Source organism: Terrabacter sp. RAF57 (assembly GCF_052113925.1).
Classification (GTDB): domain Bacteria; phylum Actinomycetota; class Actinomycetes; order Actinomycetales; family Dermatophilaceae; genus Terrabacter.
The window spans coordinates 344532-359084 of sequence record NZ_JBFRDT010000002.1 but is presented as its reverse complement, the minus strand read 5'-3'; the positions used below and the strand labels follow the sequence as shown (position 1 = coordinate 359084).

General features: G+C 71.2%; 17 protein-coding genes. 12 read left to right on the top strand and 5 right to left on the bottom strand.

From position 1 onward, the window contains the following. Positions 1 to 63: 63 nt before the first annotated feature. Positions 64 to 1791, top strand: a complete 1728-nt coding sequence (locus AB4Y83_RS03490) for a VanW family protein (protein WP_442296036.1) — start codon at positions 64 to 66, stop codon at positions 1789 to 1791. Between the two features lie 45 nt (positions 1792 to 1836). On the opposite strand, the gene AB4Y83_RS03485 is transcribed toward AB4Y83_RS03490, so the two are convergent. Next, a complete protein-coding gene (locus AB4Y83_RS03485) occupies positions 1837 to 2967 on the bottom strand; it encodes a GNAT family N-acetyltransferase (protein WP_442296035.1) in 1131 nt (376 codons plus the stop codon). 64 nt (positions 2968 to 3031) lie between these two features. On the opposite strand from AB4Y83_RS03485, the gene fdxA reads away from it, so the two are divergent. From fdxA to AB4Y83_RS03460, 5 genes are all read left to right on the top strand, one after another. Then, positions 3032 to 3358: a ferredoxin gene (fdxA, locus tag AB4Y83_RS03480; RefSeq protein ID WP_056770903.1), complete on the top strand. Its 327-nt coding sequence runs from the start codon at positions 3032 to 3034 to the stop codon at positions 3356 to 3358. A gap of 2 nt (positions 3359 to 3360) precedes the next feature. Further along, positions 3361 to 4497 carry a succinyldiaminopimelate transaminase gene (dapC, locus tag AB4Y83_RS03475; protein WP_442296034.1) on the top strand — a complete coding sequence of 379 codons (1137 nt, stop codon included), beginning with the start codon at positions 3361 to 3363 and terminating at the stop codon, positions 4495 to 4497. Between the two features lie 148 nt (positions 4498 to 4645). Further along, positions 4646 to 5926 (top strand): citrate synthase, encoded by a 1281-nt coding sequence (locus AB4Y83_RS03470; RefSeq protein ID WP_081633811.1) that lies wholly within the window; start codon positions 4646 to 4648, stop codon positions 5924 to 5926. Positions 5927 to 5953: 27 nt separating this feature from the next. Beyond that, positions 5954 to 6085: a hypothetical protein gene (locus AB4Y83_RS03465; RefSeq protein ID WP_442296033.1), complete on the top strand. Its 132-nt coding sequence runs from the start codon at positions 5954 to 5956 to the stop codon at positions 6083 to 6085. Positions 6086 to 6091: 6 nt separating this feature from the next. Continuing rightward, positions 6092 to 6349, top strand: coding sequence for a hypothetical protein (locus AB4Y83_RS03460; RefSeq protein WP_442296032.1), 258 nt, complete (start codon positions 6092 to 6094; stop codon positions 6347 to 6349). Between the two features lie 58 nt (positions 6350 to 6407). On the opposite strand, the gene AB4Y83_RS03455 is transcribed toward AB4Y83_RS03460, so the two are convergent. Both AB4Y83_RS03455 and dapD read right to left on the bottom strand, forming a co-directional pair. Continuing rightward, positions 6408 to 7280, bottom strand: a complete 873-nt coding sequence (locus AB4Y83_RS03455) for a hypothetical protein (RefSeq protein WP_442275136.1) — start codon at positions 7278 to 7280, stop codon at positions 6408 to 6410. A gap of 52 nt (positions 7281 to 7332) precedes the next feature. After that, on the bottom strand, positions 7333 to 8265 hold the full coding sequence (gene dapD, locus AB4Y83_RS03450; protein ID WP_442275135.1) for a 2,3,4,5-tetrahydropyridine-2,6-dicarboxylate N-succinyltransferase: 933 nt from the start codon (positions 8263 to 8265) through the stop codon (positions 7333 to 7335). 125 nt (positions 8266 to 8390) lie between these two features. On the opposite strand from dapD, the gene dapE reads away from it, so the two are divergent. Genes dapE through AB4Y83_RS03430 form a run of 4 tightly spaced genes read left to right on the top strand, consistent with a single transcriptional unit; the run spans position 8391 to position 11959 of the window. Next, entirely contained in the window at positions 8391 to 9515 is a 1125-nt protein-coding gene (gene dapE / locus AB4Y83_RS03445; protein ID WP_442296031.1) for a succinyl-diaminopimelate desuccinylase, read from the top strand. A 22-nt stretch (positions 9516 to 9537) separates the two neighbouring features. Then, on the top strand, positions 9538 to 10311 hold the full coding sequence (locus AB4Y83_RS03440; protein ID WP_442275133.1) for a TIGR00730 family Rossman fold protein: 774 nt from the start codon (positions 9538 to 9540) through the stop codon (positions 10309 to 10311). Further along, entirely contained in the window at positions 10308 to 10748 is a 441-nt protein-coding gene (locus AB4Y83_RS03435) for a cell division protein DivIVA (RefSeq protein ID WP_442275132.1), read from the top strand. The genes AB4Y83_RS03440 and AB4Y83_RS03435 overlap by 4 nt, the downstream gene beginning before the upstream one ends. After that, on the top strand, positions 10745 to 11959 hold the full coding sequence (locus AB4Y83_RS03430; RefSeq protein ID WP_442296030.1) for a hypothetical protein: 1215 nt from the start codon (positions 10745 to 10747) through the stop codon (positions 11957 to 11959). Before AB4Y83_RS03435 ends, AB4Y83_RS03430 begins: the two co-directional genes overlap by 4 nt. Positions 11960 to 12106: 147 nt before the next feature. Here AB4Y83_RS03430 and AB4Y83_RS03425 read toward each other — a convergent pair whose 3' ends face one another. Continuing rightward, positions 12107 to 12928 carry an enoyl-CoA hydratase/isomerase family protein gene (locus tag AB4Y83_RS03425; protein WP_442296029.1) on the bottom strand — a complete coding sequence of 274 codons (822 nt, stop codon included), beginning with the start codon at positions 12926 to 12928 and terminating at the stop codon, positions 12107 to 12109. A gap of 152 nt (positions 12929 to 13080) precedes the next feature. Between AB4Y83_RS03425 and AB4Y83_RS03420 the strand changes: the two genes are divergently transcribed. Further along, positions 13081 to 13254: a DUF3117 domain-containing protein gene (locus AB4Y83_RS03420; RefSeq protein WP_013493416.1), complete on the top strand. Its 174-nt coding sequence runs from the start codon at positions 13081 to 13083 to the stop codon at positions 13252 to 13254. A 119-nt stretch (positions 13255 to 13373) separates the two neighbouring features. Here the strand turns inward: AB4Y83_RS03420 and AB4Y83_RS03415 are convergent, their stop codons facing one another. Beyond that, complete coding sequence (locus tag AB4Y83_RS03415) at positions 13374 to 13997, bottom strand: O-methyltransferase (protein WP_442296028.1); 624 nt, start codon at positions 13995 to 13997, stop codon at positions 13374 to 13376. Positions 13998 to 14069: 72 nt separating this feature from the next. Between AB4Y83_RS03415 and AB4Y83_RS03410 the strand changes: the two genes are divergently transcribed. Continuing rightward, positions 14070 to 14528, top strand: coding sequence for a hypothetical protein (locus AB4Y83_RS03410; protein WP_442275128.1), 459 nt, complete (start codon positions 14070 to 14072; stop codon positions 14526 to 14528). Positions 14529 to 14553: the final 25 nt, after the last annotated feature.

The window sequence follows — 14553 nt, the reverse complement described above, 5'->3', positions numbered from 1 at the left end:
GCTGCAATCGGAGCGCCGCGGCGTTACCTTCGTGCCACACGATGTCCCCTGCCCGGAGAGCCGATGGCCCACGACTGGTCCGACGACACGCGCCGCGAGCGGCGCTCGACGGTGCTGCGCCTGCTCGTGGCCACGATCGTCCTCGGCGGCGGCTACGCCGGCCTCTGCGTGTGGTCCTCCCAGCACGTCCCGGCATCCGTGTCGGTGGGTGACATCCGGGTCGGTGGGATGACGCCCGAGTCCGCCCGGGCGGCCATCGACAAGGGCTCGCGGTCGCTGCTCGACACGCCCATCGTGCTCAGCGTGCCGGGCCGTGCCGCGCCGATCGAGGTCGTGCCGCGTGACGCCGGACTCACGGTCGACGCCGAGCGCTCCCTCGAGGGGCTCACCGGCTTCACGCTCGACCCGCGGGTCGTGTGGGACAAGCTCACGGGGTCGGTCCGGACACCGCTGCTCACGGCCGCGGACGACGAGGCCCTCACGGCCTACCTCGACCGGCTCGCACCCGGACTGGCCGTCGCCCCCGTGGAGGGCGGGGTGACCTTCCCCGACGGCTCCGTCTCCGTCGACATGCCGGCGCCGGGCAGCACGCTCGACGTGGCCGCGACGAAGCTCGCGCTGCGCCGCGCCTTCCCCGACTCCACGCAGGCCACGGCAGTGGTGCGCCAGGTGCCGCCCGCCGTGAGCGCGGACGTCGTCCAGCAGGTCGGCTCGCAGTTCGGCAGCACGGCGATGTCCCGGCCGCTCACCCTCGTGTCCGGCTCGACGCGCGTGCTGCTCTCCCCGGCCGAGTACGCTCCGATGGTCTCGGTCGTGCCCGACGGGTCGGGCGGGCTCACGCCGCGCTTCGACGAGCCCGGCCTCGCCCGGCTCGTCGCCGGCAAGGTGACCGTGCCGAGCCGGACGGCGAGCAGCGCCCGCTGGGTCTTCGAGCCGAACAACGGCAAGCCCCGCCTCGTGCCCTCCGTCGACGGGCTCACCTTCGACGAGGACGCGGTCGCCAGGCAGGTCGTCGCCGCCATCTCCGGCACCGAGCGCACGGTGGACGTGCGGCCCGCGGTCGCCCAGCCACCCTTCACCACCGAGGACGCCCAGCAGGCCGGTGTCACCACCCTCGTGGCGGACTTCCGCTCGCCCTTCCCGACGAACGACGCGACGCGCACCAACAACCTCGTCGTCGCGACGAAGCGCATCAACGGCATCTACGTGCCGCCCGGGGGCACCTTCAGCCTCAACGGGATCCTCGGCGAGCGCACCGAGGACAAGGGGTATGCCGACGGCACCGTCATCATCGACGGCAGGCTGACACGCGGGACCGGGGGCGGCATCAGCCAGGTGTCCACCGTCGTCTACAACCTGGCCTACTTCGCCGGCGTCGACTTCCTCGCGTTCAGCCCGCACGCGTTCTTCATCCCGCGCTACCCGGAAGGCCGTGAGGCCACCGTCTACTGGCCGACGATCGACAACAAGTGGAAGAACGACACCCCCTACGGGATGCTGCTGCAGACCTGGGTCGAGGGTGGCTTCGTCCACGGACGGGTGTGGAGCACGAAGACCTGGGACATCACGTCGGTCAAGGGCCCGAGGCGAAACGTCGTGCCCCCCAAGACGATTCGCACCGACAGCCTGAAGTGCTACCCGCAGCAGCCCAACCCGGGCTTCGACGTCACCGTGACGCGTGAGTGGCGCCGCCCCGGGTCGAGCACCCTCGTCAGGAGCGAGCCGGTCAGCACCCACTACGTGCCCGAGGACCACATCATCTGCACGAACCCCGCCGCCACGCCGCCGTGACCGGTGCGCGCCCGCGACGGTGCTACGCCGGGTGCGCCCCGGTGCTCAGGCGGTCGGACGGGCGAGGTAGGTGTACTCGTGGTGCACACCGAACCCCAGTCCCTCCCAGAACGCGACACCGTCGGTGTTGTCGGCCGAGACCTGCAGGTAGATCGCCGGCATGTTGTTCTCGCGGGCGACCATGGCGATCGCCGAGACGATGGTCGTGGCCAGGCCCTTGCGGCGGTGGTCGGGGTGCACCCAGAGCCCGAAGATGCCGGCCCACCCGGGGTGGATCGCCATGCGCGCCAAGGCGATGATCCGCCTCGACTCGGGATCGGTGACCGAGAGGAAGAGCTGCCCGTCGCTGCCCGTGAGGACCGCCTCGGTCGCTCCCGGCACGACGGTGCGCTGCTCGGCGTAGCTCATGAGCCAGTCGAGCTTGAGCTCCGCGTCGGCGGTGACCGGGACCGACGCTTCGGTGAGGGGCGGCACCGCGGCGGACAGGCCCGTCATGACGAGGACCCGCTGCCAGTCGTCACGGCCGCCGCCGATGGCATAGCCGCGCTCGAGGAGCGCAGCAGCAGCTGGGATCCCGTCGACGGCGAACCCACGCTCGCCGTGGACCTGGAAGATCGGCGGACGGTCGCGCTCGGCGTACCACTTCTCGACGAAGTCGATCGCCTTGTCGACCGGCAGGCTCGGGTCGCCCACGACGAGCGCCGAGTTGGCCCGACCCGTGAAGCCGTCGGACGCGCGGAGCACCCAGTCGCCGATGCCGCCGCGGTCGAGCGCCTGCCAGCCCTTGGCCATCAGCTTCTCGAGGTCGTCGGCCGACACGCGCTCGTGCGCGCGGCCCGGGCGGCTGGCGGGCGGCGGCACGTCCTTGGCGGCGAGGACGTCCGTACGGATCAGCTTCACCCGCTCCGTCTTCGTGTCGACGACGAGGAAGTCGTCGTTGCGGGCGACGAGCTCGCCGACGAAGTCGGTGGCGGCCGCCTCGGCGCCCTCGGCGAGCCGGTAGCGCACGACGACCCTGCTGCCGATCGTCAGGCCCGCGGTGAGGCGGTGGCCGGTGGTGTCCGCGGCAGCGGTGGGGGAGATCGGGGTCGCCTCCGAGCCCTTCGTGGTGTCCTCCGAGGACGTCGTCTCCGGGTCGGTCTCATCCGTGGGGCCGTGCGTGGGCTCGCCGTTCATGTCCGGCATACTAGGCCGTGCAGCATCCGCTCCCGAACGCTCCACAGCAGGAGGTCCGCTCCCCATGACCTATGTCATCGCCCAGCCTTGCGTCGATCTCAAGGACCGTGCCTGCATCGAGGAGTGTCCGGTCGACTGCATCTACGAGGGCAAGCGGTCGCTCTACATCCACCCCGACGAGTGCGTCGACTGCGGCGCCTGCGAGCCCGTGTGCCCCGTCGAGGCGATCTACTACGAGGACGACGTCCCCGAGCAGTGGGCCGACTACTACAACGCCAACGTCGAGTTCTTCAACGACCTCGGCAGCCCCGGTGGCGCCGCCAAGCTCGGCATCATCGACAAGGACCACCCGCTCATCGAGGCGCTCCCGCCGCAGGAACACGACGAGTGACCGTGCCCGGCGCGCCCAGCGCGTCCGTGCGGGGGCTCGACCTCCCGGACTTCCCGTGGGACTCGCTCGCGCCCTACAAGGCGCGAGCGGTCGCACATCCGGAGGGCATCGTCGACCTGTCGGTCGGCACGCCGGTCGACCCGACCCCCGAGGTCGTGCGTCGGGCGCTCGCAGACGCGTCCGATGCGCCGGGCTACCCGCTGACCGTCGGCACCGCCGACCTGCGGGCCGCGATCTGCGAGTGGTTCGAGCGTCGCCGCGGCGTCCCGGGCCTGACCGTCGACGCGGTCCTGCCGACCATCGGCAGCAAGGAGCTCGTGGCCTGGCTGCCCACCCTGCTCGGCCTGCGCGCCGGTGACGTCGTCGGCATCCCCGCGGTCGCCTACCCGACCTACGACATCGGCGCGCGCATCGCCGGCGCGACGGGCGTCGTCGCCCAGTCGCTGACGAGCCTCGGCCCGCTCACGGCGGCCACGACGCCGAAGCTGTTGTGGCTCAACAGCCCCGGCAACCCCAACGGCCAGGTGCTGGGCGTCCCGCACCTGCGCAAGGTCGTCGAGTGGGCGCGTGGGCACGGGGTCGTCGTCGCCAGCGACGAGTGCTACGCCGAGCTCGACTGGCGCGAGGGCCACATCGGCACCGCGACGCCGAGCATCCTCCACCCTGACGTCTGCGGCGGGTCCCACGAGGGCCTGCTCGCCGTCTACTCGCTGTCCAAGCAGTCCAACCTCGCCGGCTACCGCGCCGCGTTCGTCGCCGGCGACCCCGCGCTCGTCGGCGCGATCCTCGAGGTGCGCAAGCACGCCGGAATGATCATGCCCACACCCGTCCAGCACGCCATGGCTGTCGCCCTGCGCGACGACACCCACGTGCAGACGCAGCGGACGGCATATGCCCGCCGTCGCGAGCAGCTGCTCGCCGCCGTCACCCGAGCGGGGCTGCGCGTCGACCACTCCGAGGCCGGGCTCTACCTCTGGGCCACCCGCGAAGAGGACTGCTGGACAACGGTTTCCGATCTCGCCGACCGCGGCATCCTCGTCGCGCCGGGCGCGTTCTACGGCGCGGCCGGCAGCCAGCACGTGCGCATCGCGCTCACGGCCACCGACGAACGCATCGCCGCCGCCTGCTCCCGGCTCTGACGCCGAGACCGTCTTGGCCCCCGTTGCGGCCCGACGTCGTGCGGTGGTATGGGGTGGACCTGTTTTCTCAGCGGACCCGACGCTGGGGTAACGTCGCTCGCGGATACGTCCGGCGCCGTTGGGCCGGAGTGACAGGAGGCGAGGAACAGTGACGAAGGCAGTGGACGCGACACTCAAGGTCGCAGACAAGGAACTCACGTTCCCGGGAGTCGACGCCGTCGAGGGCAACGACGGGCTCGGGGTGGGGTCCCTGCTGAAGGAGACCGGCCTCGTCACCTATGACGTCGGCTTCGTCAACACCGCGTCGTGCAAGAGCGCGATCACCTACATCGACGGCGACGAGGGCATCCTGCGCTACCGCGGGTACCCCATCGCCGAGCTGGCCGAGAAGTCCACGTTCGTCGAGGTCTCCTACCTGCTCATCTACGGCGAGCTGCCCACGCCTGAGGAGCTGACCCGCTTCGAGGACTCGATCCGCCGGCACACGATGCTGCACGAGGACCTCCGCGCGTTCTTCAACGGCTTCCCGCGCGACGCGCACCCGATGCCCGTGCTCAGCTCGGCCGTCTCGGCGCTCGGCACGTTCTACCAGGACAGCCTCGACCCCTTCGACCAGGAGCAGGTCGAGATCTCGACCGTCCGCCTCCTCGCCAAGCTGCCGACCATCGCGGCCATGGCGCACAAGAAGAGCGTCGGCCAGCCGTACATGTACCCCGACAACTCGCTGTCCTTCGTCGAGAACTTCCTGCGGATGACGTTCGGCTACCCCGTCGAGCCCTACGAGGTCGACCCGACCGTCGCCAAGGCCCTCGACCTGCTCTTCATCCTGCACGCCGACCACGAGCAGAACTGCTCGACCTCGACGGTGCGCCTCGTCGGCTCGGCCCACGCGAACCTCTTCAACTCGGTCTCGGCCGGCATCCACGCCCTGTCCGGCCCGCTCCACGGCGGCGCCAACCAGGCGGTCCTCGAGATGCTCGGCAAGCTCCACGAGTCGGGCGACGACCCGAAGAAGTTCATGGAGAAGGTCAAGAACAAGGAGGACGGTGTCCGCCTCATGGGCTTCGGGCACCGCGTCTACAAGAACTACGACCCGCGCGCCGCGATCATCAAGAAGGCCGCCGACGACATCCTCGAGAAGCTCGGCCAGAACGACCCGTTGCTCGAGATCGCCAAGGGCCTCGAGGAGATCGCGCTGGCCGACGACTACTTCGTCGAGCGCAAGCTCTACCCGAACGTCGACTTCTACACCGGCCTCATCTACAAGGCCATGGGCTTCGAGTCGAAGATGTTCACGGTGCTCTTCGCCATCGGCCGTCTCCCGGGCTGGATCGCCCAGTGGCGCGAGATGATGACGGACCCGGAGACGAAGATCGGCCGTCCGCGCCAGATCTACACGGGCGAGGCCCAGCGCAGCTACCCCGCCTGAGCCGTCGGCTCACCCGAGATCCACCCGATGCCCCCGCCCCTCCTGGGACGGGGGCATCGGCATGATGGGGCGATGGCCAAGTACCTCGTCAACGACGCGGCCGTCGCCCGGTGCCGCGACCTCATCGACAAGCGGCAGTACGTCCTCGACAGCGACTAGGGACAGGTGCAGCCGGATGCAGAGGCGCAGAACGCCTACCTCGAGCGGCACCCGTGGGACGACTACGCCGCGTGGCACCTCGGCCTGACCGAGGGCGCGAACGACGGGACCAAGGCGCGCTACGCCTTCGTCGTCGGCGACTTCCGGCGAGTCCACCGAACGGCGCTCATCGCCTGCGTCTACCGCGCGAGCGAGTGGCGGCACAAGGACGTCGAGCTCGCCGCGCACGACCTGCTCCAGCACCTCGACCGGGTGTCCGGCTGACCACGACCCGTCCCACGGAGCCGGCAGGGAGCCCGCCCGGGGGCGTATGCCGCCGGGCTCAGCCGAGGGTGATCGTGACCGTCGTGCCGTCGGAGCCGGACGACCAGCCCTCGTCGCCCTTCGAGCGGTCCCACACGCGGTCTCCGATGCTGACCTTGCTCGCCCCGTAGATCTCGGCGCGCGCCACGGCCCACTGCGCGACGGCCCAGGCGGTCGTGCGGTCGCGGGCCGTCACGGTGAGCATGCCCTCACCGGGTCGGACCGAGGTGACGCCCATCTGCTCGGACAGGTCGGCAGCCACGCGCTGCGGCGCGAGGCTGGTCTTCACCGCGTCGAGGCGGCACGTCAGGCCGGCGGGGGAGTGCCCGGTCAAGGTCGAGGCGAGCACCCGGCCCTGGCCCTCGTGGTCGCGGTAGGCCTCGGGGAAGCCGCTCTTCTGGACGCGCTGGGCGATCTTCGTGATGTCGGCGGTCTCGTAGCCCTGGTACTTCTCGAGGGCGTCGTAGAACGCGTTGGTCGCGTGGACGGGGTCAAGGATCTGCTCCTTGGTGCCCCAGCCCTGGCTCGGCCGCTGCTGGAAGAGGCCGAGCGAGTCGCGGTCGCCGTAGCGCAGGTTGCGGATCTTCGACTCCTGGAACGCCGTCGTCAACGCGATCGTGGCCGCACGCGGCGGCATCTCACGTTTGATCGACAGCGCCGCAATGAGGGCGGCGTTGGCCGTCTGGTCGGGGTCGAAGGTCTCGGTGATCCCGCCGGCCTTGATCGTGCACTGCGGGTTGACGACGCTCTGGATGAGGAAGCGGGCACCGAACCACCCGGCCGTGCCGACGACCGCCAGCACGAGCAGGATCGGCACCCAGCGGGGGCGGCGACGAGCGCGCGGGCGGCCCCGGGAGTCGGCAAGGGTCGGGCCCGGTCGGTTCTTCGGCATGGGGTCCTCAGGTGGTCCGGCTCTGGTCTGAACCGGTGGCGTCCGGTCTGGGTCAGTCGTTGGCGTGCAGGGCGGCGTTGAGAGTGATGCCCGTCCCCGCGCGGTCGCGGGCCTCGACGGCACCGCTCACGCTGTTGCGGATGAACAGGATGTTGCTCGACCCCGACAGCTCCCTGGCCTTGACCACGGTGCCGTCGGGCAGCGTCACCTTCGTGCCCGCCGTCACGTAGAGCCCGGCCTCGACGACGCAGTCGTCCCCGAGCGCGATGCCGATGCCGCCGTTGGCTCCGACGAGACAACGCTCGCCGATGCTGACGCGTTCCGTCCCGCCACCGGACAGGGTGCCCATGATCGAGGCGCCGGCGCCGATGTCGGACCCGTCCCCGACGACGACGCCCTGCACGATGCGACCCTCGACCATCGAGGTGCCGAGCGTGCCGGCGTTGAAGTTGCAGAAGCCCTCGTGCATGACCGTCGTGCCCGCCGAGAGGTGCGCGCCGAGGCGCACCCGGTCGGCGTCGGCGATGCGCACGCCCTGCGGTACGACGAAGTCGGTCATCCTCGGGAACTTGTCGACGCCGTAGACGGCGACGTGCTGGCCCCGGGCCCGCAGCCGCATCCGCGTCTGCTCGAAGCCGTCGACGGCGCACGCACCGGCGCTCGTCCAGACGATGTTCGGCAGGGCACCGAAGACGCCGTCGAGGTTGATGGTGTTGGGCTCGACGAGGCAGTGCGACAGCAGGTGCAGACGCAGGTAGGCGTCCGGCGCGTCGGCCGGGGGGGCGTCGAGGTCGATCTCGACGAGCCGGACCTCGGTGCGCACGCGGCGCGCCTCGTCGGTGCCGACGAGGGCGTCGAGGCCCTCGGGGACGGTCGCGCCGGCCGGGCGCTCCCCGAGCGCCGGCTGCGGGAACCACGTGTCGAGCACCTGCCCGTCATCAGTGGTCGTCGTCAGTCCGTGTCCCCATGCGTTGCGCTCCGACATGGCCGCAAGGATATGGGGACCGCCCGCACCGGTGAAACGCGGACCCGCACCGTGGTCACCGGACGGTGACGGTCGGACGGTCCCGCGGGCGCCGCGACCTGGTGGCCTCCGGATAACCTTCGCGTATGCCGTCCACCTCGCCGCCCGCCGACCCGACCACCGTGCCCGCCGACACGGGGGCCCGCGCCGCCACCCTCGACCTGTCCGCCGATGTCACGACGCTCACGGCCGCGATCTGCGACATCGAGTCGGTCAGCCAGGACGAGGCGGCGCTCGCCGACGCGATCGAGGCCGCCCTGCGGCCCCTCGCGCACCTCGAGGTCGTCCGCGACGGCAACACCGTCGTCGCCCGCACCTCCCTCGGCCGCTCGGAGCGGGTCGTGCTGGCCGGACACATCGACACGGTGCCGCTGACCGCGGTGCCCAACCTGCCCACGCGCCGCGTCGACGGCGAGCTGTGGGGTCGGGGCACGGTCGACATGAAGGGCGGTGTCGGCGTCATGCTCCGCATCGCGGCGCAGGTGCCCGAGCCGAGTCGTGACCTGACCTTCCTCTTCTACGAGTGCGAGGAGATCGACGGGAAGTACAACGGTCTGGCCCGCCTCGCCGACACCTCGCCAGAGCTGCTCGCCGGCGACTTCGCCGTCCTCCTCGAGCCGACCGACGGTGCCATCGAGGGCGGCTGCAAGGGCACCCTCCGCGCCGAGGTCGTCACCAAGGGCGTCGCCGCCCACTCGGCCCGCCCGTGGAAGGGCCACAACGCCATCCACGACGCCGCGGCGGTGCTCTCGCGGCTGACCGCCTACGAGGCCGAGACCATCACCGTCGACGGACTCGACTACCACGAGGCCCTCCAGGCCGTCGGGATCAGCGGCGGGATCGCCGGCAACGTCATCCCCGACCGGTGCACCGTCACCGTCAACTACCGCTACGCGCCCGACAAGAACACCGAGGAGGCCTTCGCGCACGTGCGCCAGGTCTTCGACGGCTTCGACGTGACGCTCGGCGACGCGGCCGACGGCGCGCGACCGGGTCTGCTGCTGCCCGCCGCCAAGGCGTTCATCGACGCGCTCGGTGTGCCCGTCAACCCGAAGGAGGGGTGGACCGACGTCGCGCGCTTCTCCGCGCTCGGCATCCCCGCCGTCAACTTCGGGCCCGGAGACCCCAACCTCGCGCACATGGACGACGAGCGCTGCCCGGTCGAGCAGTACGTCGAGGCCGAGGCCGCCCTGCTGCGCTGGCTCGGCTGACCTCTCCGCATAGGGTGGCGCTGTGACCGACCACCAGCCTGCACCCGTCACCTCGGGGAGCCCGCACGAGGACCGGCGCCAGACCGGTCCGGTGACGCTGCGCCGTCACAAGGTGCCCGTGACGACGACCGACCAGCGACTGCTCGAGGCGCACCAGCAGGGCGAGTGGCTGCACGCCGACCCGTGGCGCGTCATGCGCATCCAGTCCGAGTTCGTCGAGGGTTTCGGCACGCTCTCCGAGCTCGGACCGGCGGCCGCGGTCTTCGGCTCGGCGCGCACGCGACCCGAGGACCCGGCATACGCCATCGGGGTCGAGGTGGGCCGCCTGCTGGCGGAGGCGGGCTACGCCGTCATCACCGGCGGTGGGCCGGGGGCGATGGAGGCGGCCAACAAGGGTGCCTTCGAGGCGAAGGGGACCTCGGTCGGGCTCGGCATCGAGCTGCCCTTCGAGACGGGACTCAACGAGTACGTCGACCTCGGCATCAACTTCCGGTACTTCTTCGCCCGCAAGGTCATGTTCCTCAAGTACTCCCGCGGCTTCATCGTGCTGCCGGGAGGCTTCGGCACCCTCGACGAGCTCTTCGAGGCGCTGACGCTCGCGCAGACGCAGAAGGTCACCGAGTTCCCCATCGTGCTCATGGGCGCCGCGTACTGGCAGGGGCTCATCGACTGGCTGGGCGACACGGTGCTCGACCACGGCATGATCAGTCCGGCGGACCTCAAGCGACTCATCGTCACCGACGACCCGGACGAGGCCGTCAAGGCGATCCGCACGTACGAGGAGCCGCGCGCGTGAAGTGGTTCATCCTCCTCGTCGGGATCGTCGTCCTGTGCTTCGTCGTCGCGCTCATCCTCGGGCTCGCTGGCGGTGGCCTCGGCCGCAACACGACGAGCCTGAGCCACGAGCCCCTGCCCGACGAGCCGATCCGCGACACCGACTTCGACGACCTCGTCTTCGACGTGGGCGCCCGGGGCTACCGGATGAGCCAGGTCGACGGGGTCGTCGACCGGCTGAGGCGCGAGCTCCGCGAGAAGGACGAGGAGATCGCCGTGCTGCGCCGGGACACCCGGGCTCACTCCGCGCCCGAGCCGGCCGAGCGGTCCGACCCCGCGGAGCCCGCCGAGGCGGCGGAGCCCGCTGAGGCGGCCGAGGCGGCGACGGAGGGGCTCGAGCCGACCCCCGAGCCGGCCGAGCCGTCCGATCCGACGGTCGGCCGCGAACGCACCACATGACCGAGGTGTTCTCGCTGCGTTCGCGGGGCGTCTTCGTCGCCTGGGTGCTCGCGGTCTACGCGCTGGCCCGGGTCGTCACGACGACGATCCTGCTGCTCGTCATGCAGCACCAGGTCCCGTCCGGCATGACCGGCGGCGACGACGTGCCCGTGTCCTACTTCCCGTTCACGGCACTCTGGGATGGCCAGTGGTACCAGACGATCGCCCAGCACGGGTACCCCTCGGAGCTTCCGGTCGGCGAGAGCGGGGCCGTCCAGCAGAACCCGTGGGCCTTCTACCCGCTCTTCCCGTTCATGGCCCGCGCCGGCATGGCCGTGACCGGGCTCGACTTCCCGGCGGTGGGCTCGACGATCGCGCTCCTCTGCGGGGCCGGCGCGGCCGTGCTCATGGGACTGCTGCTGCGTGAGCGCATCGGCGACCCGGCCGCATACCTCGTCATCGCCCTGTGGGCGAGCTTCCCCGCGTCGGTGACGCTGCAGCTGGCCTACACCGAGTCGCTCGCCATGCTGCTGCTCGTCGGCTACCTCTACGCGCTGGCCAAGGAGCGGTGGCTCGTCGCGACGGTCGTGGCCCTGCTCGTCGGGCTCTCGAGACCGATCGCCGTGCCGCTGGGACTCGTGACGCTCGTCGTGGTCTTCCTGCGTTGGCGGGCGCGCCGCGAGCGTCCGATCAGTCGCGGGACGTATGCCGCGATGCTCGCCTCGCTCGTCGGCTGCGGTGTCGCCGGGCTGCTGTGGCCCGCCATCGCGTGGTGGCGCACCGGCGTGCCGTCGGCCTACACCGACACGATGGCGTCGTGGCGTGGCTCGGGCACCGTCGAGCCGTTCACGCCGTGGGTCGGGATGTCGGAGTATGCGTTCGGCGATACGTGGGGGCCGGTGATGCTCGTCCTCGTGCCGCTCGTCGTCATCGCCATGGTGGCCGGGCCGTGGGCCCGCAACCTGGGCGCCGACCTGCGCACGTGGACGCTCGCCTATCCGGCCTACCTCGCGGCGGTGCTCGACCCCTTCACGAGCATCTTCCGCTACCTCATCCCGCTCTTCCCGCTCCTCGTCGTCGTGCTCGGGGCGGGCTGGGCCGACCGTCGCGGCAACGCGTGGAAGCGGCTGCTGTGGCGCTTCGTCCCGCTCCTCGTCCTCAGCGTCGTGGGCCAGTACTACTGGACCGACATCCTGTGGCGCTTCGTCCCCCCGAGCGACTACCCACCGTGACCCGTCGTCCCTGATCTCACCCGCGCCCCAGCCGCGTGTGGCCGACACGGCCGCTGGTCGGGCGCGAGGTCGTGCGCCCCGTGCGCCCTGACGACAGCCGGTGCGCGATCTCGCGCGTGACCAGGTCCAGCGTGCCGAGAGCGGCGGTCAGGTGCCGGTGTAGGTGGGCTTCTCCTTGGCGAGGAAGGCGTCGACGGCGGCCCGGTGGTCGCTGCTGCCACCCGTCAACGCCATGAGCTCGGCCTCGTGCGCCAGGGCCGCGGGCAGGTCGGCGCCCGCCGAGTAGGCGACGGCCCGCCGGATCGAGCCGTAGGCCAGCGTCGGGCCCTCGGCGAGGGTCCGGGCCAGCTCGGTCACCGTCGCCTCTAGCTCGTCAGCGGGCACGACCTTCGTGACGAGCCCCATCGCCAACGCCTCTGCCGCCGAGACCGTGCGCGGCAGGAGCAGCAGCTCCTTGGCGCGGGCGGGCCCGACGAGACGGGGCAGCGTCCACGAGGCCCCGGAGTCGCACGAGAGCGCGATGCCCGCGAACGAGGTGTTGAGCCCGGACTGCTCCGACGCGACCCGGAAGTCGCACGCCAGCGCGAAGCTCATCCCCGCCCCGGCCGCCACGCCGTTGAGGGCCGCGACGACGGGCTTGTTCATCGTCGAGAGCGCGATCACGATCGGGTTGTAGTGGTCGGTCACGGTCGTCTCGAGCGTCGACGTCGGGTCGCCGAGGCTGCGGACGTGCTCCTTGAGGTCCTGCCCGACGCAGAAGGCCCGCCCGGTCCCCGTGAGCACGACGCACCGCACGGCGGGGTCCTCACCGACCTCGCGGAGCGCCGCGACGAGGGCATCCTTGAGGGCGTTGTCGAGGCTGTTCATGGCGTCCGGGCGGTTGAGCCGGAGCCAGGCGATGCCGTCGGCGACCTCGACGAGCAGGGGCTCGGTGGCGGGCGAGGAGGAGGAGTCGGGCGTCTGCGTCATGGGCGCCACTCTGTCCCAATCCGTCCCCAGGCGGAAGCGTGACGAGCCTCGGAGGGGCCGGACGTGCCCTCTGTCACATCCCCAATTAGGTCTCGCAAACGAGACACGGAATAATGGGGCCAAAGACCGAGGATTCCTAGGGAAGGGGAACCATGGCAGCAATGAAGCCGAGGACCGGCGATGGCCCGCTCGAGGTCGTCAAGGAGGGCCGCGGCATCGTGCTGCGGATGCCCCTTGAGGGCGGCGGGCGTCTCGTCGTCGAGATGACCCCCGACGAGGCTGCAGCTCTGCGTGACGCGATCCAGGGTTGTGACGGCGTCAACTGACCCTTCCGCCTGATCCAGGTTCGACGGCCCCTGACCTCACGGTCGGGGGCCGTTTCGCATGCCCACCCCGGGCGGAGGATGGCGTATGCCGTCCGGCCGGCCGGACGGCATACGTGCGCTCAGCGCTTGACGGCCACGAGCAGACCGTCGCCGACCGGCAGCAGCGACACCGTGAACTGGTCGTGCTCGCGGATCGCGCGGCCGACCTCGCGGAGGGTGCGCGTCTCGGCGTCCCGGTTGGCGGGGTCGGACTCCTTGTCGGTCCACRTCATGACGAGGGTGCCGCCGGAACGCAGCAGGCGGGTGGCCTGGGCGAGGTACTCGGGGTACTCCTCCTTGTCGGCGTCGACGACGACGAGGTCATAGGCGCCGTCGGTCATCCGGGGGAGCACCTCGAGGGCACGGCCGGCGATGCAGCGGGTGCGCTGGTGGGCGATGCCGGCAGCCGCGAAGGCGTCGCGCGCGGCCCGCTGGTGCTCGGTCTCGAGGTCGATGGTCGTGAGGATGCCGTCGGCGGGCATGCCGCCGAGCAGCCAGAGACCCGAGGCGCCCGCGCCGGTCCCGATCTCCATGACGGCCTTGGCCTCGGTCGCGGCCGCGAGCATCTGGAGCACGGCGCCGACACCGTTGCCGACGGCCGGCGCACCCAGCTCCTCACCGCGGTGGGTGGCCTCCTCGACGTGCTCGCTCGGGGTGACGAACTCCTCGGCGTGTGACCACGCGGCGACCTTCTGGGTGCTCATGTTCGTCACCCTACTGTGACGTGCCGGGCCGATTCGGCACCCCGTCGCCCTGAAGCGGGTAAGGATCAGGTCATGGACGAACACGACAAGCCGACCGCGGAGCACCTGCGTCCGGGCGGCGTCGACGACGCCACGGTCGAGGCCCTGGGCAAGCTGTCCGAGGCCCTCGAGGTCGTCGAGGACGCCCGCGGCCATCTCTACGGCTTCCACCGGCTCACGGGGATGGCGGACCTCACCCTGGGCGAGGCCGTCGACCTCTTCCGCGAGGCGGGCCACACCGAGCTCGCCGACCGGCTGCAGACCGAGCTCGTCGGCCGCAACGTCGTGCAGGGACGGTGGACCTTCCAGATCGTCGAGGAGTACGACGACGACTACTACGCGACCTTCAAGGAGCTCGAGAAGACGGCGCGCGACGACCTCGTCGGTGGCCGACGCCACCTCTTCGAGGCGGAGATGAAGGAAGACCGACGAACGCACGGCCGGGCCCACCACGAAGCGGTCCCGCACGACGGCAGCGAGCAGTCCCGCTGACCACCCCGCCCGCCGTCCGGCTACC

Bases quoted from the DNA above. Each gene is read 5' to 3' on its own strand.
- AB4Y83_RS03455 (WP_442275136.1), bottom strand. From the start codon at position 7,280: ATGCCGAAGAACCGACCGGGCCCGACCCTTGCCGACTCCCGGGGCCGC.
- fdxA (WP_056770903.1), top strand. From the start codon at position 3,032: ATGACCTATGTCATCGCCCAGCCTTGCGTCGATCTCAAGGACCGTGCC.
- AB4Y83_RS03425 (WP_442296029.1), bottom strand. From the start codon at position 12,928: ATGACGCAGACGCCCGACTCCTCCTCCTCGCCCGCCACCGAGCCCCTG.
- AB4Y83_RS03485 (WP_442296035.1), bottom strand. From the start codon at position 2,967: ATGAACGGCGAGCCCACGCACGGCCCCACGGATGAGACCGACCCGGAG.
- AB4Y83_RS03430 (WP_442296030.1), top strand. From the start codon at position 10,745: ATGACCGAGGTGTTCTCGCTGCGTTCGCGGGGCGTCTTCGTCGCCTGG.
- AB4Y83_RS03465 (WP_442296033.1), top strand. From the start codon at position 5,954: ATGCCCCCGCCCCTCCTGGGACGGGGGCATCGGCATGATGGGGCGATG.
- AB4Y83_RS03490 (WP_442296036.1), top strand. From the start codon at position 64: ATGGCCCACGACTGGTCCGACGACACGCGCCGCGAGCGGCGCTCGACG.
- AB4Y83_RS03410 (WP_442275128.1), top strand. From the start codon at position 14,070: ATGGACGAACACGACAAGCCGACCGCGGAGCACCTGCGTCCGGGCGGC.
- AB4Y83_RS03420 (WP_013493416.1), top strand. From the start codon at position 13,081: ATGGCAGCAATGAAGCCGAGGACCGGCGATGGCCCGCTCGAGGTCGTC.
- dapE (WP_442296031.1), top strand. From the start codon at position 8,391: ATGCCGTCCACCTCGCCGCCCGCCGACCCGACCACCGTGCCCGCCGAC.
- dapD (WP_442275135.1), bottom strand. From the start codon at position 8,265: ATGTCGGAGCGCAACGCATGGGGACACGGACTGACGACGACCACTGAT.